The 19,926-nt window shown below is 65.4% G+C and carries 15 protein-coding genes; 7 read left to right on the forward strand and 8 right to left on the reverse strand.

The genetic code is table 11. The annotated features are described in order from the left end of the window. Positions 1-3 precede the first annotated feature (3 nt). The 4 genes from betB to AC097O_RS03290 all read left to right on the forward strand — a co-directional run bounded on the left by betB (position 4) and on the right by AC097O_RS03290 (position 6,103). Positions 4-1,464 carry a betaine-aldehyde dehydrogenase gene (gene betB, locus AC097O_RS03275; protein ID WP_479591444.1) on the forward strand — a complete coding sequence of 487 codons (1,461 nt, stop codon included), beginning with the start codon at positions 4-6 and terminating at the stop codon, positions 1,462-1,464. A gap of 11 nt (positions 1,465-1,475) precedes the next feature. Then, positions 1,476-3,146: a choline dehydrogenase gene (gene betA, locus AC097O_RS03280; protein ID WP_479591445.1), complete on the forward strand. Its 1,671-nt coding sequence runs from the start codon at positions 1,476-1,478 to the stop codon at positions 3,144-3,146. Between the two features lie 90 nt (positions 3,147-3,236). Then, positions 3,237-4,628 (forward strand): L-serine ammonia-lyase, encoded by a 1,392-nt coding sequence (locus AC097O_RS03285; RefSeq protein ID WP_479591446.1) that lies wholly within the window; start codon positions 3,237-3,239, stop codon positions 4,626-4,628. After that, a complete protein-coding gene (locus AC097O_RS03290; RefSeq protein WP_479591447.1) occupies positions 4,622-6,103 on the forward strand; it encodes a cryptochrome/photolyase family protein in 1,482 nt (493 codons plus the stop codon). The genes AC097O_RS03285 and AC097O_RS03290 overlap by 7 nt, the downstream gene beginning before the upstream one ends. A 47-nt stretch (positions 6,104-6,150) precedes the next feature. Here the strand turns inward: AC097O_RS03290 and AC097O_RS03295 are convergent, their stop codons facing one another. Genes AC097O_RS03295 through AC097O_RS03320 form a run of 6 tightly spaced genes read right to left on the reverse strand, consistent with a single transcriptional unit; the run spans position 6,151 to position 15,590 of the window. Continuing rightward, positions 6,151-11,769, reverse strand: a complete 5,619-nt coding sequence (locus AC097O_RS03295; protein ID WP_479591448.1) for an Hpt domain-containing protein — start codon at positions 11,767-11,769, stop codon at positions 6,151-6,153. A 42-nt stretch (positions 11,770-11,811) separates the two neighbouring features. Further along, complete coding sequence (locus AC097O_RS03300) at positions 11,812-14,037, reverse strand: methyl-accepting chemotaxis protein (protein ID WP_479591449.1); 2,226 nt, start codon at positions 14,035-14,037, stop codon at positions 11,812-11,814. A 22-nt stretch (positions 14,038-14,059) separates the two neighbouring features. Next, entirely contained in the window at positions 14,060-14,590 is a 531-nt protein-coding gene (locus AC097O_RS03305) for a chemotaxis protein CheW (RefSeq protein WP_479591450.1), read from the reverse strand. Positions 14,591-14,603: 13 nt separating this feature from the next. After that, a complete protein-coding gene (locus AC097O_RS03310; protein ID WP_479591451.1) occupies positions 14,604-14,969 on the reverse strand; it encodes a response regulator in 366 nt (121 codons plus the stop codon). Next, positions 14,969-15,367 carry a response regulator gene (locus AC097O_RS03315; RefSeq protein WP_295956710.1) on the reverse strand — a complete coding sequence of 133 codons (399 nt, stop codon included), beginning with the start codon at positions 15,365-15,367 and terminating at the stop codon, positions 14,969-14,971. Before AC097O_RS03315 ends, AC097O_RS03310 begins: the two co-directional genes overlap by 1 nt. A gap of 49 nt (positions 15,368-15,416) precedes the next feature. Beyond that, positions 15,417-15,590, reverse strand: a complete 174-nt coding sequence (locus AC097O_RS03320) for a rubredoxin (RefSeq protein WP_315182571.1) — start codon at positions 15,588-15,590, stop codon at positions 15,417-15,419. Positions 15,591-15,686: 96 nt separating this feature from the next. Here AC097O_RS03320 and thiD point away from each other — a divergent pair, with 96 nt between their 5' ends. The 3 genes from thiD (at position 15,687) to AC097O_RS03335 (ending at position 18,755) form a co-directional block, all read left to right on the forward strand. Then, a complete protein-coding gene (gene thiD, locus AC097O_RS03325; RefSeq protein ID WP_479591452.1) occupies positions 15,687-16,688 on the forward strand; it encodes a bifunctional hydroxymethylpyrimidine kinase/phosphomethylpyrimidine kinase in 1,002 nt (333 codons plus the stop codon). Further along, a complete protein-coding gene (hemL, locus tag AC097O_RS03330) occupies positions 16,672-17,985 on the forward strand; it encodes a glutamate-1-semialdehyde 2,1-aminomutase (protein ID WP_479591453.1) in 1,314 nt (437 codons plus the stop codon). The genes thiD and hemL overlap by 17 nt, the downstream gene beginning before the upstream one ends. Before the next feature lie 122 nt (positions 17,986-18,107). Further along, positions 18,108-18,755 carry a glycine zipper 2TM domain-containing protein gene (locus AC097O_RS03335; RefSeq protein ID WP_479591454.1) on the forward strand — a complete coding sequence of 216 codons (648 nt, stop codon included), beginning with the start codon at positions 18,108-18,110 and terminating at the stop codon, positions 18,753-18,755. A 20-nt stretch (positions 18,756-18,775) separates the two neighbouring features. On the opposite strand, the gene AC097O_RS03340 is transcribed toward AC097O_RS03335, so the two are convergent. Together AC097O_RS03340 and AC097O_RS03345 are read right to left on the reverse strand one after the other, a co-directional pair. Further along, on the reverse strand, positions 18,776-19,504 hold the full coding sequence (locus AC097O_RS03340; protein ID WP_479591455.1) for an SDR family oxidoreductase: 729 nt from the start codon (positions 19,502-19,504) through the stop codon (positions 18,776-18,778). A 229-nt stretch (positions 19,505-19,733) separates the two neighbouring features. Beyond that, positions 19,734-19,926, reverse strand: a 193-nt coding sequence (locus AC097O_RS03345) for a transposase (protein WP_479591456.1), incomplete at its 5' end; no start/stop codon positions are given.

Here is a 19,926-nt window from a genome sequence, read left to right on the forward strand (position 1 = left end):
TTTATGACTGCATCCCTGATCCCCAGCTTCGTCAATGGCCTGCCCGTGCACGGCAGCGGCGAGCGCTTTGACACGATTAACCCCGCCACCGGCACCATGATCGCCGGTGTGCACGACAGCGCTGAAGCCGATGTCAACGCCGCCGTGGCCGCCGCCGAAGCAGGCTTTGCCATCTGGTCGGCCATGACCGGCACCGAGCGCGGCCGCATCCTGCACCGCGCCGCCCAACTGCTGCGCGAGCGCAACGACACCCTGGCCGCCATCGAGGTGCAAGACACCGGCAAGCCCTGGCAGGAAGCCTGCGTGGTCGACGTGGCCAGCGGGGCCGACTGCATCGAATACTTCGCCGGAGCCGCCGCCACCCTGGCTGGTGCCCAGTACCCGCTGAAGAACGCCTTTGCCTACACCCGCCGCGAGCCGCTGGGCGTGTGCGTGGGCATTGGTGCCTGGAACTACCCGATCCAGATAGCGTGCTGGAAGTCTGCGCCCGCGCTGGCTGCGGGGAACGCTATGATTTTTAAACCATCGGAATTGACACCGATGACCGCCGTGAAGCTGGCCGAGATTTACCTGGAGGCGGGCGTGCCCCCCGGCGTGTTCAACGTGCTGCAAGGCCGGGGCACTACCGGTGCACTGCTGGCGGCCCACCCGGGCGTGGCCAAGGTATCGGTGACCGGCTCCATCCCCACCGGCAAGCGCGTCATGGCCAGCGCCGCCGCCACCCTGAAACGGGTGACCATGGAGCTGGGCGGCAAGTCGCCGCTGATCGTGTTTGACGATGCCGACTTCGAGCAGGCCGTGACCGCCGCGATGATGGCCAACTTCTATACCCAGGGCGAAATCTGCACCAACGGCACCCGCGTGTTCGTGCAGCGCGGCATTGCCGATAAATTTCTAGCCCGCCTGAAAGAACGCACCCTGCTGCTGCGCGTGGGCGACCCGAAAGATCCTGAAACCGAAGTCGGCGCGCTCATCTCTGCCGCCCACCGCGACAAGGTGCTGGGCTACATCGATGCGGGTGTGCAAGGCGGGGCCACCCTGGTCTGCGGCGGCACAGCTGTCAGCGTCAAAGGCTGCGAGAACGGCAACTTCGTCGCCCCCACCATCTTTGCCGACTGCACCGACGGCATGGCCATCGTGCAGGAAGAAATCTTCGGCCCGGTGATGGCCTTGCTGGTGTTTGACGACGAGGCCGAGGTGGTCCAGCGCGCCAACGCCACCCGCTTTGGCCTGGCCGCCGGCGTGTTCACCCGCGACGGAGCCCGCGGCCACCGCGTGGCGGCGCGTTTGAAGGCGGGCATTTGCTGGATCAACAACTACAACATCACGCCCATCGAAATCCCCTTCGGCGGCGCGGGCGAGTCCGGCATCGGCCATGAGAACAGCATGGTTGCGCTGGAGCACTACACCCAGCTGAAAACCGTGTACGTGGAACTGGGCGAAGTCGCCTGCGGCTACCGCTGAGATCAAGCTAAATGAGCAACGAAAATTTCGACTACATCATCGTCGGCGCAGGCTCTGCGGGCTGCGTACTGGCCAACCGCCTGACCGAAGACCCGGACGTGAAAGTGCTGCTCCTCGAAGCCGGGCCGGGCGACCGCAGCATCTTCATCCACATGCCCTCGGCCTTTGCCTACCCGCTGGCCAACGACAAGTTCAACTGGTTCTACCACTCCGAACCCGAGCCCTTCATGGACAACCGCCCCATGTACTGCCCGCGCGGCCGGGTCCTGGGCGGCTCGTCCAGCATCAACGGCATGGTCTACATCCGCGGGCACGCGCTGGACTACGACGGCTGGGCTTCGTACAAAGGGCTGGAAAACTGGTCGTACGCCGACTGCCTGCCCTACTTCCGCAAAGCCGAAACCCGCGGCAAAGGTGGCGATGCCTACCGGGGCGACAGCGGCCCACTGAACGTATCCACCGGGGCATGCGAGAACCCGCTGTACCAGGCCTTTATCGAAGCCGGGCAGCAAGCGGGTTACGCCTACACCGCCGACATGAACGGATACCGCCAGGAGGGCATCGGCCCCATGGACATGACTGTCCACAAGGGCCGCCGCTGGAGCACCGCGATGGCCTATTTACGGCCCGCCATGAAGCGCCCCAACCTGCAGGTACGCACCCGCGCGCTGGTCGCCAAGGTAGCCTTCGCCCCTGATACCAGCCCGCCGCGCGCCATAGGCGTAGAGGTGGTCCACGGCCACCGCACTGACCTGATCCGTGCCAACCGCGAGGTGATTCTGTGCGGCGGGGCCATCAATTCGCCACAGCTGCTCATGCTCTCGGGCGTGGGCAACCCGGACGACCTGCGCAAGCTCGGCATCCCCATTGTTGCCGCGCTGCGCGGCGTGGGGGCGAACCTGCAGGACCACCTGGAAACCTATGTGCAGTACATGTGCAAGGAACCCATCACCCTGTACAGCGCCATGAACCCGGTGGCCAAGGTGAAGATCGGCGCGGAATGGATGCTCAAGGGCACCGGCCTGGGGGCCACCAACCACTTCGAGTCGGGCGGCTTCATCCGTAGCGAAGCGGGTGTGAAGCACCCCGATCTGCAGTACCACTTTCTGCCCATGGCCATCCAGTACGACGGTAGTGCGCCCGCCAGCTTCCACGGCTTCCAGGCGCATGTGGGGCCGATGCGCCCGACCAGCCGCGGCGCGGTCACGCTCAAGACCGCCAGCCCCAAGGATGCGCCGCGCATCTTGTTCAACTACATGGCCACCGAACAGGACCGCAAGGAAATGCGCGCTGGCATCCGCCTGACGCGCGAAATCTTCAGCCAGCCCGCGTTCGACAAGTACCGCGGCGATGCCGTGTCGCCCAAGGACGACGTGCAGACCGATGCCCAAATCGATGCCCACATCCGCGAGCACGGTGAAAGCGCCCTGCACCCGTCCTGCACCTGCCGCATGGGCACCGACGACATGGCTGTGACGGACGGTGCAGGCCGCGTGCACGGCATCGGCAATCTGCGGGTGGTGGACGCGTCCATCATGCCCGACGTGATCAGCGGCAACCTGAACGCACCCACCATCATGCTGGCCGAGAAGATGGCCGACGCGATCCGGGGCAAAGCCGCCCTGCCGCGCTCGGACGCACCGTATTTCGTCCACCCCGATTACCAAACCGCACAGCGCTAGAAAACACCGCCCCCTGCATCCCTCCCTCCCCCTCCGGGGGAGGGCCGGGGTGGGGGCCTCTCCCTCCCGCCCACCACCAGAAAGCCCACCATGGCCGTCAGTGTTTTCGACATCTTCAAAATCGGTATCGGTCCCAGCAGCTCGCACACCGTCGGCCCCATGCGCGCCGCCCGCATCTTTACCGAGCGGCTGGCGCACCAGGGCCTGCTGGGCGCGTGTGCCCGGGTCGAGGTCAAGCTGTACGGCTCGCTGGGCTCTACCGGCAAGGGCCACGGCACCGACAAAGCCGTCTTGCTCGGCCTGGAAGGCCATGACCCGGAAAGCGTGGACGTGGAAGCCATTCCCGCCCTGCTGGAAGCCATCCGCACCACCGGCCTGCTGCGCGTGGGCGGGGTGCACCCGGTGGCGTTCAAGGAAAAAGACCACCTGGCCTTCTACCGCCGCGAGACCCTGCCCTTCCACCCCAACGGCATGCGCTGCATCGCCTTTGACGCCGACGGTGCCGAGCTGCTGAACCGCTGCTACTACTCGGTGGGCGGCGGCTTTATCGTCAGCGACGAAGTGGCCGCCGACGGCAACAAACAAAAAGTGCTGGCCCCCGACACCACCGTGCTGCCCTTCCCTTTCCACAGCGGCGACGAGCTGCTGGCCCAGTGCAAGGGCGCAGGCATCTCGATTGCCGAGCTGATGCGCCGCAACGAACAGCACTGGCGCAGCGATGCCGAGATCGACGCAGGGCTGAACAAAATCTGGGCCGTCATGCAAGCATGCGTGGTGCGCGGCTGCCGCACCCAGGGCGTGCTACCCGGTGGCTTCAAGGTCAAGCGCCGGGCTGCCGACCTGTTCACCAAACTCTGCGCCAACCCCGAGTTGGCCCTGCGCGACCCGCTGCAGGTGCTGGACTGGGTGAACCTATACGCCCTGGCCGTGAACGAAGAAAACGCCGCCGGGGGCCGTGTGGTCACTGCGCCCACCAACGGGGCCGCAGGCATCGTGCCCGCCGTGCTGCACTACTACGTGCGCTTTGTGGCCACGTCCACGCCCAGCGGCGTGATCGACTTTCTGCTGACCGCCGCCGCCATCGGCATGCTGTACAAAGAAAACGCCTCCATCTCGGGGGCCGAAGTAGGCTGCCAGGGCGAGGTAGGCGTGGCCTGCTCCATGGCCGCCGCCGCCCTGTGCGCGGTGATGGGCGGCACGCCCGAGCAGGTGGAGAACGCCGCCGAGATCGGCATGGAACACCATCTGGGCCTGACCTGCGACCCGGTGGGTGGCCTGGTGCAAATCCCCTGCATCGAACGCAACGCCATTGCCTCCGTCAAGGCCATCAACGCCGCCCGCATGGCCTTGCACGGCGACGGCAGCCACTTCGTGAGCCTGGACAAGGTCATCAAGACCATGCGCGAAACCGGGGCCGACATGATGACCAAGTACAAGGAAACTGCGCGTGGAGGGCTGGCCGTTAACATCGTGGAATGCTAGCCCACCCCCGATCTGACACCTTCGCCACCGGCCTCGTCTGGTTCCGCCGCGACCTGCGCAGCTTTGACCATGCGGCGCTGTACCACGCGCTCAAGTGGTGCCAGCAGGTGCACTGCGTGTTTGTGTTTGACACCGAAATTCTGGAGAGCCTGCCCCGCGCCGACCGCCGGGTGGAGTTCATCCAGGCCTCCGTGGCCGAGCTGGACACCGCCCTGCGCGCGCTGCAGCCCGGCAGCGGCCTGATCACCCTGCACGCCGCCGCCCGCGAGGCGATTCCGGCGCTGGCCAAGGCGCTGCACGCCCAGGCGGTGTTTGCCAACCACGACGACGAGCCGCAGGCCCTGGCCCGCGATGCCATGGTGTTGGGCGCCCTGGCGCACCAGGGCATTGCGCTGCACACCTACAAGGACCACGTGGTCTTCGAGCGCAGGGAAATTTTGACCCAGCAGGGCCGCCCATATGGCGTGTTCACGCCGTACAAGAATGCCTGGCTCAAGAAGGTAGACGCGTTTTATCTGAAGTCCTACCCGGTGGAAAAATACGCCGCACGCCTGGCACCACGCCAGAATGCCCAGCCCGTGCCGAGCTTGCAGGCGCTGGGCTTTGAGCCCACCAACCTGGCCCAGCTCAAGCTGCCTACGGGGCAAAGCGGCGGGCAGCAGCTGTTTGAAGAGTTCTTCGAACGCATGGACCAGTACCACGCCACCCGCGACTTCCCCAGCGTCAAGGGCCCCAGCTACCTGGGCGTGCACCTGCGCTTTGGCACGGTATCGATCCGGCAGATGGCGGCAGCCGCCTACCCCTTGCACCTGCAGGGCATCCAGGGGGCCAGCGTGTGGCTCAGCGAACTGGTGTGGCGGGATTTTTATGCGCAGATCCTGAGCAACTTTCCGCACGCCGCCAAAGGCGCTTTCAAGCCTGAATATGACCAGATCGCCTGGGAGCATGGCAAGGCCGCCAAGACCCTGTTTGCCGCCTGGTGCGAGGGCCGCACCGGCTACCCGCTGGTGGACGCGGCCATGGCCCAGATCAACCAGACCGGCTACATGCACAACCGCCTGCGCATGGTGGTGGCCAGCTTCTTGGTGAAAGACCTGGGGCTGGACTGGCGCTGGGGGGAGGCCTACTTTGCCACCCACCTGAACGACTTCGATCTGTCGGCCAACAACGGCGGCTGGCAGTGGGCCAGCTCCAGCGGGTGCGATGCCCAGCCGTACTTTCGCATCTTCAACCCCACCAGCCAAAGCGAAAAGTTCGACCCCGAGGGCAAGTTCATCCGCCGCTACCTGCCCCAACTGGCCAAGCTACCCAACGCCGCCATCCACGCGCCCTGGCTGGCCAAACCGATGGAGTTGCAGGCCGCGGAGGTGGTGCTGGGCACAACCTACCCGCTGCCCATCGTGGCGCACGACGAGGCCCGCGCCCGCACCCTGTTGCGCTACGCGATGGTCAAGAAGCCGCATGCATTGCCTTGACAGAAACGCTATTTAATTTATAGCCTCTCACGCCCACGGAATGGGCGCTAGAGGCCTAAAACACTGCTATTTTCTGTGGTGTAACGGCGCACCAGGCTCAAGAGCTCTTCTTCCGGATACGGCTTGCCCAGGTAGTGGTTCACGCCCAGCGCACGGGCGTGCTCGCGGTGCTTTTCGGCCATGCGCGAGGTGATCATGATGATGGGCAGGTCTTTCAATGCTTCATCGCTGCGGATGTTGCGGGTCAGGTCGAAGCCGTCCATGCGCGGCATCTCGATGTCGGACAGCACCAGGGCGGGCTTTTCTTCCTGCAGCCGCTCCAGGGCCTGCAAGCCGTCGTTGGCTAGGGCCACACGGTAGCCTTCGCGCTGCAGCAGGCGCTGGGTGACGCGGCGCACGGTGATGGAGTCGTCCACCACCAGCACCAGCGGCGTGTGCTGCACCGTGGGCAGCAGCGCAGACACATCGCCCACGCCCATTTGCCACTGGCGGGCCTGTACACCGTAAACCGAGGACAGCGCCACCGGGTTGTAGATCAGCACCACCGCACCCGATGCCAGCACTGACATGCCGGACAAGCCGGGCAAACGCGAGAGCTGCGGCCCGAGGTTTTTGACCACCACCTCCTGGTTGCCCAGCACCTCGTCCACGTGCAGGGCCAGGCGCTGCGCCGCGCTGCGAAAGATCACCACCGCGCTGTTTTTGCCCACCGGCTCGCTGCTCTGCCGTGACGACTGCAGCAGCGCACCGCCCCAATAGAAGGGCACGGCCTCGCCCGCCACGTCCACCGTTTGGCTCTCATAGGCCTGGGCCAGCTCGGCCTGCGGCATGCGGCGCACCACTTCGATCACGTTGGCGGGTACGCCGATGGACAGCGTGCCCATGCGCAGCATCACCACCTGCGTCACCGCCGTGGTCAGCGGCAGCACCAGCTTGAACTGCGTGCCCTGCCCGGCGGCAGTTTGGGTTTCAATACGCCCGCCCAGGGCCAGCACTTCGGCGCGTACCACGTCCATGCCGATGCCGCGGCCCGACAGCTCGGTGATCTGCGCCGCGGTGGAAAAGCCGGGCAGGAAGATCAGGTCGGCCACGGCCGCCGGGTCCAGCTGCGCGTCGGCCTGCACCAGGCCCTGGTCCAGGGCTTTTTGGCGGATGCGGTCCATGTCCAGCCCGGCACCGTCATCGGCAAAGCGCACCGAGATGTCGTTGCCCTCGTGGTGCAGCTCGACCAGGATGTTGCCGATGGCGGTTTTGCCCGCCGCTATTCGCACATCGGGCAACTCGATGCCGTGGGCCACGGCGTTGCGCAGCAGGTGCTCGAAAGCCGGGGCCATGCGGTCCAGCACGCCGCGATCCATCTCGATGGAACCACCCGTGATGTCCAGCTTGATGAATTTGCCGGTGTCTTTGGAGGCCTGGCGCACCACGGCGTACAGGCGCTCGGCAATGCCTTCAAATTCGACCATGCGGGTGCGCAGCAGGTCGCGCTGCAGTTCGCGGGCCTGGCGGGCCTGGATGACCAAGTCGTCCTCGGTGCCCTCGATGGTGCGCTGCAGATTGCGCTGCACCGTGCCCACGTCGTTGACCGACTCGGCCATCATGCGGGTCAGTTCCTGCACCCGGGTGAAGCGGTCGAATTCCAGCGGGTCGAAGCCCTGCGCCGTGTCCTTGGCCAGGGCCAGGCGCGACTGCATTTGCGACTCGGCCTGCACCTCAATGTCGCGCAGGTGGCCGCGCATGCGTTCCAGGTTACCGGTCAGGTCGGCCAGTGCGCCACGCAACTGCGACAGGCGCGTCTCCAGCCGGGTGCGGGTGATGATGACCTCGCCCGCCTGGTTAACCAGCCGGTCCAGCAGCTGCGAGCGCACGCGTACCGACTGGTGGGCCATCAGGCGCGGCGCAGGCAGCACGGCAGCGGGCTGCGCCGGTGTCAGCAGGGTGATGATGGCCGAGGTTTCGGGCTTGGCATCGGTCTTGGGTGGCGCAGGCTGCTCCTCGGCCTCGCTGGGCACGCGCAAATGGGCCTGGCGCAGGCTGTCCATCTGGGTCTGCAAGGCATCGAAGTGCGACAACAGCGGTTCGATCTGCGCCGACTGCAGCGGCTCGGCACCCAGGCGCTCGATCTCGGTTTCAAGGCGATGGGCCATTTCGCCCAGGCGCAATGCACCGGCCAGGCGGGCGCTGCCTTTGAGGGTGTGCAGGGCGCGCAGCACCTCGTTACGGGCACCGCCGTTATCGGGCCGGGCCCACCATTGGCGCAGGGCACCGCCCAGTTGGGGCAGCAGTTCGGCGGCTTCTTCTTCAAAGATCGGAAACAGATCGACATCGATCACGTCGTCCAGATCGATCTCTTCATCGAAGTCGGACGGCGGGGCCGCAGTGAATTCGGGTAGCGCCTCAACAGGCACGGGGGCCTCGACTGGCTCCTCTACGGCGGCAATAGGCTCCTCTACCGCATCCAGCAGGGCCAGATCGGCCAGCTCCTGGGCATCGGCCTCCTCTTCGGGTTCTGGCACAGCGGCGGGCACGGGCACCGGGCTGTCTTCCAGCACATCGCGCAGGGCTTGTAGCACGCCGGGATGCGGTTCTTTGAGGAAACCGGCCGCAAACTGGTGCAGCAGGCGGCGGATCTCTTCGGCCGCGTCGGTAAAAATTTGCGCGTGCCGGGCCGTGCCCTGGGGCATCAACTGCACATGTTCCAGCGCCGACTCCAGCGCCCGCGCCATCTGCGACAGCGCCTGAAAGCCCACCGTGGCCGAGCTGCCCGCCAGCGAATGCGCCAGCGAGACGGTGGATTCGGGCAGCGGCTGGTGCAGCTCCAGCGACCACTCGCTGAGCTCAGTCAGCAGGCGGCGCGACCATTCGTCGGCCTCGTTGAGGTAGACGTTGTACAGCGGGATGCCGATGCGCAGCGGGCCGATGACCTTGGTGGCCTCGTCGGGCACCGGGGTGTCCAGCGGCAGCAGGGCGCTGTCGGTGGGCTCGGGTAGTTCCTCTGCCGCTACCTCGGGCTCCACTGCTGCCACCGCTTCGGGCAGCAGCTCAGGCAACTCGGCTGCCATGGCTTCTTCGACGACCGACTCCACCACCGGTTCTGGCATGTCGACCAGCAAGTGCGCAGGGTCCAGCACGTCGGCGGAGGCTTGCGGCACGGCCAGCGGCAGGTAGCGCAACTCCAGACGGCGGGCATCGGCAGAGGCACGGAAAGGCTGGGCTCGCCAGTGCTGGGCGGCACCCACGGCAATGTCTTCCACCCACAGGCCAAAGGCGTTCAGGGCATCGCCCGCCACCTGCAGCAGATCGGGGTGGGCCGGGCTTTGCTCGGCCAGCCAGCCGTTGACCATTTGCTCCAGGGCCCAACCGGCTTCGCCCAGCTCGGTCAAGCCCACCATGCGGGCACTGCCCTTGAGGGTGTGGAAGGCGCGGCGCAGCGTGATTTGCGGCCCGGGATCGCTGGGTGCGGCGACCAGCGCCGCCACCGCGCCCTGGCCGGTATGCACCACTTCGCGGGCTTCATCCAGAAAGATGCCCAACAGCTCGGCATCGTCTTCGGACAGCTCGGCCGCCGGGGACGGCACGGCGGGTGCCGGTGCGGGGCTGATCTCGGTGACCTGGCCCTGGTCTGGTGCAGCGGCGGTCAGGGTGAATTCTGGCTCCGGCTCGGTGGGCAGTTGCACCGACACCGGCTCCAGGTCTTCTGCGGGCGCAGATATCGGTTCAGGTTCGGAAACAGGCGCGGCAGGCTCCAGCGGAGCGGCCACGGTGGCCAGGTCCAGATCCAGCAGTTCCGGCAGTTCGGAAATGGCCCAGGGCTCGGCCTCCAGCAGCGGCAACGGCTCCTGCACCTCGGCGGCCCGCTCTTCCAGCGCGTCCTGGTACGGTGCCTGCACCGAATCTGCGGCCGACACGGTACTGCGCCCCATCGCCAGCTTGAATTCGCCCGCCGCCTCGTCGTAGCTAAACAGCTTCTTGGCCAGTGCACGCTGGTAGCCCAGCATGTCGATCAAAAAGCCCAATGCGCCCAGGCTGTTGCCCAGCCGGTCAAAACTGGCAGCTTGGGTCGCAGGGTCGCCCAGGTCGTCGGCCATGTAGCCATCGACCGTCTCGCGCATGCGCATCACAGCGTGCGAGGCCTGGTCCAGCCCCAGCACCGACAGCACGCCGCGCATCTGTGTCAGCTGGTGCGCCACCTTGGACAGCGGCACTTTCTCGCGCGGGGTGCGGAAAAACTGGTCCAGCGCCTGCTCGACCTCGGCCAGCGTATGGCGCAGTTCATCGACCACGCTGCCCATGGTTTGCCGGTCGCTGACGCGGTGGTAGAGCTCTTCCATCCACGGGGCCAGGGGTTCGGGTTGGGCACCTTGGCCCACCGCCGTCAAGCGGTCGGCCAGCAAAGCAGCCCGTGCAGCCAGCTCGGCATCGGCCTGGTCCAGCTCTTCAAACGCGGCCTCCAGGTACAGCACCGAGGTGGCGACTTCCATGCCCAGCGCGGTGGACGGCGGGGCCTTGGAGCGCACCGTGGACTCGACCGCGTGGGTCAGGGCCTGCGCCAGCACGGCGCTACCGGCATGCAGCTTGGTCAGCGATTCGCCGACCATGGCGAACTGGTCGAGGGCGGGCTTGAAGCGGTGCGTGTCGCCCCCGGCCAGGGCCGACCAGGTCTCGGCCGCCGCCGCCAGCCGCTTGCGCGCCTGGGCCAGCAAGGCCGGGTCAAACCGGCCAAAGGGCCGCATTTCATAGTCGATGGGCGCATGGCGCTGCAAACCGTAGGCCTGGCGCACGGCAGCCAGCGTGGGCGCATCGGCGGCCTGCACTGGCACCGCCTGGGCGCAGAAAAACAGCATGTCCTGCACCAGGCGGGGCGCAATGGTGGCATCGCCCTTGGCCAGGGCGGCGTACTGGGTCAGCACCCGCGAGGCAATGCGCTTGGAATACACGTCCGAGGCAAACAGCCCCAGCGACAGGGCTTCAAAATACGCGGCGGCGATGTTCCAAAACACCTGTTCGGACTGGCGCTGCTGGTGCTGGGCAAAACCCAGGCAGATGCGGACCAGTTCCTGGGCGGCCACCGGGTCGCCGGTCTTGACCACCTTCAGCACGCATTGGTCCAGCCGCGCCCGCACCGCAGGCGCGTAGGCCAGCGGGGGCACCGGTTCGGCCACGGCAATATCACGCCAGTGCGGCTCCAGCGGCCAGAGGTCGGCCGGATGCACCTGGGCCACGCCCGCCAGAGCCTGCACTTCGCGGTACTGCGGAAACAGACCCACCGACGACACCGGCTTGCTGGCCAGCACGGCCTCCAGGTAGTCCACCACGGCAAACCCGGCGCGTTCGATCTTGTCCACCGCCTCCGGGGTGCACAGGCTGGGGTTGTCCAGGCATTTGGCCACCGCCGCCTCCATGGCGCGCAGCAACAGCGACGGCGGCATCATGCCCACCATCTCCAGCGCGCCCACGGTCAGGTGCAGTTGCTGGAGCGCGGTGCCCAGGTGGCTGGTATCGGGCACGGCAAAACCGGCGGCCTGCGACGCATCGGCCTCGCGCACATAGCGCTTGAGCGATTTAACGGCGGTTTCCAGGGTTTTGCGCAGCTCGTCCAGCACCCAGGCCAGCGGGCCCAGGTCGTGCTCGGAAGCCTCTTCGGTGGGGGATGCAGAGAAGGACATGGCAGTGTCTGTGGCGGCAGTGGGCGACAACAGCATGGCCGCCTACTTGATTTTGAACCGCGCCACCGACAGGCGCAATTCTTCGGCCATCTCGGACAGCTCGCGCACCTGGGCCGCGGTGGTCCGGGTGCCCGCACCGGTTTGCTCGGTTACGGCAAAGATGTGCTGGATGTTGTCGGCCACCACGTTGGCCTTTTCGGCCTCGCGCGAAGTGGTTTGCGAAATCTGCTCGATCAGCTCGGCCAGACGGCGCGACACGTGGTCGATCTCGGTCAGCGCCGTACCCGCACTGTCGGACAGGGCCGCACCGGCCACCACACCCTGGGTGGAGCGCTCCATGGCGGCCACGGCATCCTGGGTGTCGGTCTGGATGGCCTTCACCAGCGCCGCAATCTGGCGCGTCGCATCGGCCGAACGCTCGGCCAGCCGCTGCACTTCTTCGGCCACCACCGAGAAGCCACGCCCGGCCTCCCCGGCGGATGCAGCCTGGATGGCGGCGTTCAACGCAAGCACATTGGTTTGCTCGGTAATGTCGGAGATCAGTTCGGTGATTTCACCAATCTCCTGCGAGGATTCGCCCAGGCGCTTGATGCGCTTGGAGGTTTCCTGGATCTGGTCGCGGATGGAGTTCATGCCGCCAATGGCATTTTGCACCGCCTGCAGGCCCGAATCGGCGGCCTGCAGCGACTGGCGCGCCACCGCAGCCGATTCCTGCGCCTGGGTAGACACCTCGTTGATGCGCGAAGCCATGTCCAGCACCGAGCGGCCGGTTTCGCGGATTTCGCGCAGCTGTTCGGTGGATGCGGCCAGCAGCTCGGTCGAGGTGCTGTCCACCTGCGCCGTGGTCTGGGCCACCTGGGTGGCGGTGTTCTGCACGCTGCCCACCAGGGCGCGGAGCTCTTCCACGGTGTAGTTCACCGAGTCGGCAATCGCCCCGGTGATGTCTTCGGTCACGGTGGCCTGCTGGGTCAAGTCGCCCTCGGCCACAGCCTGCAGTTCGTTCATCAGCCGCAAAATGGCGGCCTGGTTGGCATCGTTGACGCGTTTGGCGCCTTGTTGCGACGACTCGGCATCCAGGCGCTGCATTTCGGCCGTGGCCTGGCGTTTGCGGCTACCACGCAACTGCACGGCGGCCAAGCCCAGGGCACAGGCCAAGGCCAGCAAGGCCGACAACACCAGCGCCGCAATGGCCACCAGGCCCAGGCCGGTTTGGGACGACAGCTTGTCTTGCAGCGCCTCCAGCTGGCGGCGCAGCGGCTCGCTGTCGCCCACCACGGCGGTTTGCGCCTCGCGGGCCGAGACCAACCCTTGCAGGTTGCCCAGAATCGCCCCGGCCTGGGTGCGGGTTTCTTCGTACAGCTTGAGCAAGGCCTGGAGCTGCTCGCGGGTGGCCGCATCCTTGGCCGCGCCCAGGCGCAGCTCGGGGCTGCCGTCCAGCAGACCCTGGGTGATTTCCTTGAACGAATTCAAGTCCTTGCCCAGCAAAAAGACGGCCTCGGGACTCACGCCTTCCATGGTCTGGAATTCATTCGCCGACTTGCCAATGCGCTGGGTCAGCATGACCAATTGGCCTGCGGCAGAAATCTCGGTCGGGCTGGCGGCCTGCTGCAATTTGAACGAGGCCACGGTTTCCGCGATTTCCAGCAGATCGGACGATTGGCGGTTGATGGTGTGCAGTGCGGCACCCACCTGGGTCAGGATTTTTTGCTGGCCCATGACGGTGGCGGCGTTCTTTTCGGCACGCTCCATCAGCGGGGTGATTTGGGCCATATCGGTCTGGGCATCGGCGTTGACCGCGCTCAGACGGTCGTCTCCAGCCTGCAGGCCGCGCACGTTCTTGGCCAGCACGTCGGCACTTTCGGCCACATCGGCAAACGCAGGTGCACTGCCCACCAGGGCTTGGGATACCGACTTGGCCAGGCGCTGGGACTGCATCAGGGCCTGGCCGGTGGCGGCCAGTTGCTGCGCCACCGTGTCGGCGCGGTGTAGGGCCCATGCGGCCACCACAGCCAGCACCAGCAGGGCCGCCCCCATCACCACCGCCAGAATCCGCTGGTGGGAGGTGGTGTGGCGGTGGCCCAGCAAGGGCAAGCTCACCCATTCGTCGGCTGCGTCAGGCGCATGCGGGCTGACAAAGCGGCTTTCGCCGAAGTCGTGGCTGGGGTGCGCCTTCGGCAGAACCGGGTAATCGGCCACGGTATCGGTCTCGGAATCCGCAGAGTCCTCCAGGGTCGGGTGGGAGTAGGACTTGTCGTCAACAGCGGGCATGGTGCAGCTTTCTGGAGGGGCCCTAAGCACTGATGCTCAGAAAAGAAGGAAGTTGGGACAGGCTCAGCAGGTTGATTTCCTGCCACGGCAAACCGGCCGCGTCGGTGTGGATGGGGCCCAGGTAGCCAGGTGCTCCCACGGGTGCCGGGGCGGACGCGGTAAATGCATCCGGGCCGCGCAGGCCGCTGAGCTGGTCTACCAGCATGGCGCAATTGAGCTCCATGCCCGCGTTGAACGACAGCAGGCTGCACTCGGACAAGGCCGCATCGCTGCGCAGCACCGGCGTGTCGGGGGCCATGAAGCGCACCAGATCGACCACGCCGCACAGGCCGCCGCGCAGATTGGCCACGCCCATGAACCAGGCCTGGGTATAGGCGGCGGGCTGCACCGGCGTCCAGGGGAAAATTTCGCCGCACTGGGCCAGCGGAAACAGGTAACGGGCACCGCCCACCTGGGCCGCCAGCCAGCGCACCGACAGCCCTTCGCTGCGGGCCGCTTGCAGGCGGGAGGCCAATCGGGTTTGCAGTTCTCGGAGCGCTTCGCGGTTCGCCATGGCAACTGTGGCCTTACTTGAGGGCGCTGATCTTGGCCTTCAGCTCGGCGGCGTTCACCGGTTTGGTGATGTAGTCACGGGCTCCCTGGCGCATGCCCCAGACGCGGTCGGTTTCCTGGTTCTTGCTGGTGCACATGATGATGGGCACGTCGGCAAACTCGGGGTTGCGGCTGATGGTGCGGGTCAGCTGGAAGCCGTTTTGCCCCGGCATCACTACGTCCATCAGGATCAGGTCGGGCTTTTGTTCGGCCAGGCGGCGAAACGCCTCGTCGGCGTTTTCTGCGGTACGCACCGCCATGCCGTTTTTCTCCAGCAGGTCGGTCAGGTACATCAGCTCGGTCTTGGAATCGTCCACGATCAGCACGTTGTGGATAGGCATCAAATGGTTCCTTGCAAGGCGGCACCGAACTGCTGCACCGCCTGGAGCAACTGGTCTTTGGTAAACGGTTTGGTCAAATAGTCCTGCGAGCCCACCATGCGGCCCCGGGCCTTGTCGAACACGCCGTCCTTGGACGACAGCATGACCACCGGAATGGACGCAAATTTGGGGTTGCGCTTGATGATGGCGCAGGTCTGGTAACCGTCCAGCTTGGGCATCAGGATGTCGCAAAAGATCAGCTGCGGCTGGTGGTCGTTGATCTTGGACAGGGCATCGAAGCCGTCTTCGGCCAGCAACACCTCGTGCCCGCCTTGTTTCAGGAAGATTTCAGCACTGCGACGGATCGTGTTGCTGTCGTCCACCACAAGGACTTTGAATGTCGTGGCAAGCGTACTCACGTGGCACCTCTTCTGGAAAGAACAGGGGGACGCGGACGGTCGCCGCGCATCAAAGTTGGACCATCTCGAAATCTTCTTTGCGGGCACCGCACTCGGGGCAGGTCCAGTTCATGGGCACCAGGGCCCAGGCGGTTCCGGCGGCAATGCCCGTGGCGGGGTCGCCAGTCGCCTCGTCATAAATCCAGCCACAAATCAGGCACATCCAAGTTTTAGAGTCAGTCACAGCGTAAAAAGCCTTAGCTAATAGAATGAAATGGATTGTATAGACGCAGATTATTGCCTTGACCATTTTGTACGCCCCCTCAGCCGATTTAGGCCTATGACTGCTCCTCCCCCCCCAAAAAAGCCCCCTCCCGACGATCTGCCCGGCGCGTCCCTGGCCCCTGAAGCACCCGACGAGGACGAAGACGACCCGCTCGAAGGCCCGGCCTGCGTGATGGTGTTCAACGCCAGCGACCCCAGCGGCGCGGGCGGCTTGGCCGCTGACACCACGGCGATTGCCTCGGTGGGCGGCCATGCCCTGCCCGTGGTCACCGGGGCCTACGCCCGCGACACCGGCGAGATTTTTGAGCACTTCTGCTTTGAAGAAGAAGCCGTCACCGAGCAGGCCCGTGCGGTGCTGGAAGACATTGCCGTGCAGGTCTTCAAGGTCGGCTTTGTGGGCAGCCCGGAAAACGTCAGCGCGATTGCAGAAATTACCTCCGATTACGCCGACGTGCCGGTGATTGCCTACATGCCCAACCTGTCCTGGTGGGACGAGGACAAGATCGAAGACTACCTGGATGCCTTCCGCGAGCTGATGCTGCCGCAAACCACGGTGCTGGTGGGCAACCACAGCACGCTGCGCCGCTGGCTGCTGCCCGACTGGAGCGGCGAGCGCAACCCCACGCCGCGCGACATCGCCAAGGCCGCGTCCGCCATGGGCGTGCCCTACACCCTGGTCACCGGCATCCCCCTGCCCGACCAGCATGTGGAAAACGTGCTCACCAGCCCGCAGGCCGTACTGGTCAGCGAGAAGTTCGAGCTGTTTGAGGCGGTGTTCACCGGCGCGGGCGAAACCCTGTCGGCGGCGCTGGCTGCCCTGCTCGCCAGCGGCAGCGACCTGGCCGAAGCCACCAATGAAGCCATGAGCTACCTGGACCGCTGCCTGGACGGCGGCTTTCGCCCCGGCATGGGCCACATCCTGCCCGACCGCATGTTCTGGGCCCAGCCCGAAGACGGTGATGCACCTGACGACGGCAGCGATCCCGATGCCCCCCTGGACGAAGAAACCCTGCGCGCCATTGCCGCACTTGAGGCCCCGAATGAAACCCGACACTGATCTGAACCAAGCCCTGTTTGACCGCGCCACCAAGGTCATCCCCGGCGGCGTAAATTCCCCCGTGCGTGCCTTCAAGGCCGTGGGCGGCACGCCGCGCTTTGTGCAGCGCGCCCACGGCGCCTACTTTTGGGATGCCAACGGCCAGCGCTACACCGACTACATCGGCTCCTGGGGCCCGATGATCCTGGGCCACGGCCACCCGGTGGTGGTCGAAGCAGTGCAGAAAGCCCTGCTCGAAGGCTTCTCGTTCGGCGCGCCCACCGAGCGCGAGGTGGAGTTAGCCGAAGAAATCCTGTCGCTGGTGCCGTCCATGGAGATGCTGCGCCTGGTCAGCTCCGGCACCGAAGCCGCCATGAGCACCATCCGCCTGGCGCGCGGTGCCACGGGCCGCAACAAGATCATCAAGTTCGAAGGCTGCTACCACGGCCACGCCGATGCGCTGCTGGTCAAGGCCGGGTCCGGCCTGGCCACCTTTGGCAGCGCCACCAGCGCCGGTGTGCCGCCCGAGGTGGTGCAGCACACCCTGGTACTCGAATACAACCACATCGCCCAGCTCGAAGAGGCCTTTGCCCTGCACGGACGGGACATCGCCTGCCTGATGATCGAGCCCATCGCGGGCAACATGAACTTTGTGCGTGCCTCCGTGCCCTTCATGCGCCGCTGCCGCGAGCTGTGCACCCAGTACGGCGCACTGCTGGTGTTCGATGAAGTGATGACCGGTTTCCGCGTCGCCCTGGGCAGCGCCCAAAGCGTCTACGCCAAGCACATCCCCGGCTTTGCCCCTGACATGACGGTGCTGGGCAAGGTGATTGGCGGCGGCATGCCACTGGCAGCCTTTGGCGGCTCGCGCGCGGTGATGGAGCACCTGGCGCCGCTGGGCACGGTCTACCAGGCCGGTACGCTGTCGGGCAACCCGGTGGCCACCGCCTGCGGGCTGGCCACGTTGCGCGAAATCCGCAAGCCCGGCTTTTTTGAAGCCCTGTCGGCCACCACCCGCTCGCTGGTCACCGGCCTGCAGGCCGCCGCAGATGCAGAGGGCCTGGCCTTCAGCAGCGACTGCGAGGGCGGCATGTTCGGCTTCTTCCTGCTCGACACCCTGCCGCAAAACTACCCGCAGGTCATGAAGACCAGCAGCCCGCGTTTCAACCACCTGTTCCACGGCCTGCTGGACCGCGGCGTGTACATCGCCCCGGCGCTGTACGAGGCTGGTTTTGTGAGCGCAGCACACACGGCAGACGATATTGCGGCCACCGTGGACGCTGCGCACGCAGTGTTCAAGGAACTATCAAAAGCGTAGCTACTTACGCTTATAGAATAAGCGCAGAGTGCCAATTTAGTGCTAAATTTTCCATGGGAAAAATGGTAACCAGCGGGTAAAGCCGGGAACTGCGGAGGGCTTTGCGGCGTTTAATCCTCACCATGCAAAAAATCCTCCTCCTCAGCGCCTTGACCCTGGTCACAGGCTTCGCGGCCGCCCAGGAAACCGGGCGGGTCATCTCCAGTACCCCCATCCAGCAGCAGGTGGCCGTACCCCGCCAGGTGTGCAGCAACCAGCAGGTGGCGGTGGAAGCCCCGCGCTCCGGTGCGGGTGCGCTGATGGGCGGCATTGCCGGTGGGGCGGTGGGCAACGCCATCGGCGGTGGCAGCGGGCGCGCGGCGGCGACCATGCTGGGCGTTTTAGGCGGCGTGATTCTGGGCAACAACATCGAAGGCCCGGGCCAGACGCAATGGCAGACGGTGCAAAACTGCAGCACCCAAACCTTTTATGAAACCCGCAACGCGGGCTACAGCGTGGTCTACGAGTACGCGGGCAAGCAGTACACCACCACCCTGCCCAATGACCCCGGCGCGACCATTGCGCTGCAGGTCAGCCCCATGGGCTACAGCAACATACCACCGGTGCGCGCGCCGGTGCAGCAGCAGGTCATATCAGGCGACACCTACCAGCCCGAACCCGTCTACACCACGCCTGCCCCGGTGGTGGTGCAGGCTGTGCCCGCCTACCGCCCGATTCTGCCGATCGGCGTGGAGCTGAACTTCGGCTACTCCCGGCACCACTGGCGCTGAAGCCACCCGGTTTGCCTTGCTCAGAGGTCGAAATTGGTCGGCATCATCACCACGTCGCGGATGGTCATGCCGCGCGGGCGGGTCAGCATGAATTGCACCACCTCGGCCACTTCGCTGGCCTCCAGCAGGCTGCCTGAATCCCGGGCTTCCTGCAGTTTCTCGGGCGGCCAGTCGGCCAGCAGCGCGCTGATGACGGGGCCGGGCGAGATCGAGCCCACGCGGATGCCATGCTTGAACACCTGGCGCCGCACCGTCTGCACAAAGCAGTTGATCGCCCATTTGGACGACGCATAGACCGGCTCCCAGGGCGTGGGGAAATGGGCCGCCAGGGAACTGGTGACGATGATGTCGCCGCTCCCGCGCGCAATCATGTGCGGCAACACGTCGCGCACGTTCTTCATCACCACGTTGATATTCAGGTGCAACATGCGGTCGATGGCATCGTTGTCGTTGTCAACCAGGTCGCCGCCGACGTAGGTGCCGGCATTGGCATGCAGGATGTCGATCTGACCGGCCAGGTCCAGGGCCCTGGGCACCAGGGTCGCGCAGTCTTTCGGGTCGAGCAAGTTGATGCGCAGCGGGATCACCGCGTCGCCGTACTGGCTGCAGACCGCTTGCATCGCCGCCTCATCGCGGTCAACCATCACCACGCGCGCACCCGCAGCCAGCATCGCCTCGGTACTGGCCAGGCCTATGCCCGACGCAGCCCCGGTGATGACGGCCACTTTAGCTTCCAGTTCTCTTGCCATTGGGTCTCTCCTTATGGGGTGCCTTGAATTTACAAACACCTGAAATCATAGGCAGCGCCGACGATTCCATTGATGCCGGTGTGTTCCATGTTGGTACTTTTTTGCACCCAGGAACTAGGGCAGACCCTAGCCCCACCACCCCAGCGATCCAATTGCTATCGTAAAAATAGCTGCACACGCCCTTGCTATAAGGGCGGATTCAAGTCCAAGTGCAAGTGCAACACAAGGATCATTGAATGGTAGCGTGCTGAGAATGGTGTTTGAGCAAGAAATCGCGATAGGCCTCAATAGGCGAGTGCGCATTCAATGTCTTACGAGGGCGGTTGTTGATCTCATCGGCAATGGCATCGAGCTGCTCCTGGCTCACATCTGAGAGATCCATGCCTTTGGGCAGGTACTGACGCACCAAGCCATTGGTGTTT

This window comes from Rhodoferax sp. LS1P39 (assembly GCF_056521425.1).

Coding starts and splice junctions, on each gene's coding strand:
- betB (WP_479591444.1), top strand. CDS start 4: ATGACTGCATCCCTGATCCCCAGCTTCGTCAATGGCCTGCCCGTGCAC.
- betA (WP_479591445.1), top strand. CDS start 1,476: ATGAGCAACGAAAATTTCGACTACATCATCGTCGGCGCAGGCTCTGCG.
- AC097O_RS03285 (WP_479591446.1), top strand. CDS start 3,237: ATGGCCGTCAGTGTTTTCGACATCTTCAAAATCGGTATCGGTCCCAGC.
- AC097O_RS03290 (WP_479591447.1), top strand. CDS start 4,622: ATGCTAGCCCACCCCCGATCTGACACCTTCGCCACCGGCCTCGTCTGG.
- AC097O_RS03295 (WP_479591448.1), bottom strand. CDS start 11,769: ATGTCCTTCTCTGCATCCCCCACCGAAGAGGCTTCCGAGCACGACCTG.
- AC097O_RS03300 (WP_479591449.1), bottom strand. CDS start 14,037: ATGCCCGCTGTTGACGACAAGTCCTACTCCCACCCGACCCTGGAGGAC.
- AC097O_RS03305 (WP_479591450.1), bottom strand. CDS start 14,590: ATGGCGAACCGCGAAGCGCTCCGAGAACTGCAAACCCGATTGGCCTCC.
- AC097O_RS03310 (WP_479591451.1), bottom strand. CDS start 14,969: ATGCCTATCCACAACGTGCTGATCGTGGACGATTCCAAGACCGAGCTG.
- thiD (WP_479591452.1), top strand. CDS start 15,687: ATGACTGCTCCTCCCCCCCCAAAAAAGCCCCCTCCCGACGATCTGCCC.
- hemL (WP_479591453.1), top strand. CDS start 16,672: ATGAAACCCGACACTGATCTGAACCAAGCCCTGTTTGACCGCGCCACC.
- AC097O_RS03335 (WP_479591454.1), top strand. CDS start 18,108: ATGCAAAAAATCCTCCTCCTCAGCGCCTTGACCCTGGTCACAGGCTTC.
- AC097O_RS03340 (WP_479591455.1), bottom strand. CDS start 19,504: ATGGCAAGAGAACTGGAAGCTAAAGTGGCCGTCATCACCGGGGCTGCG.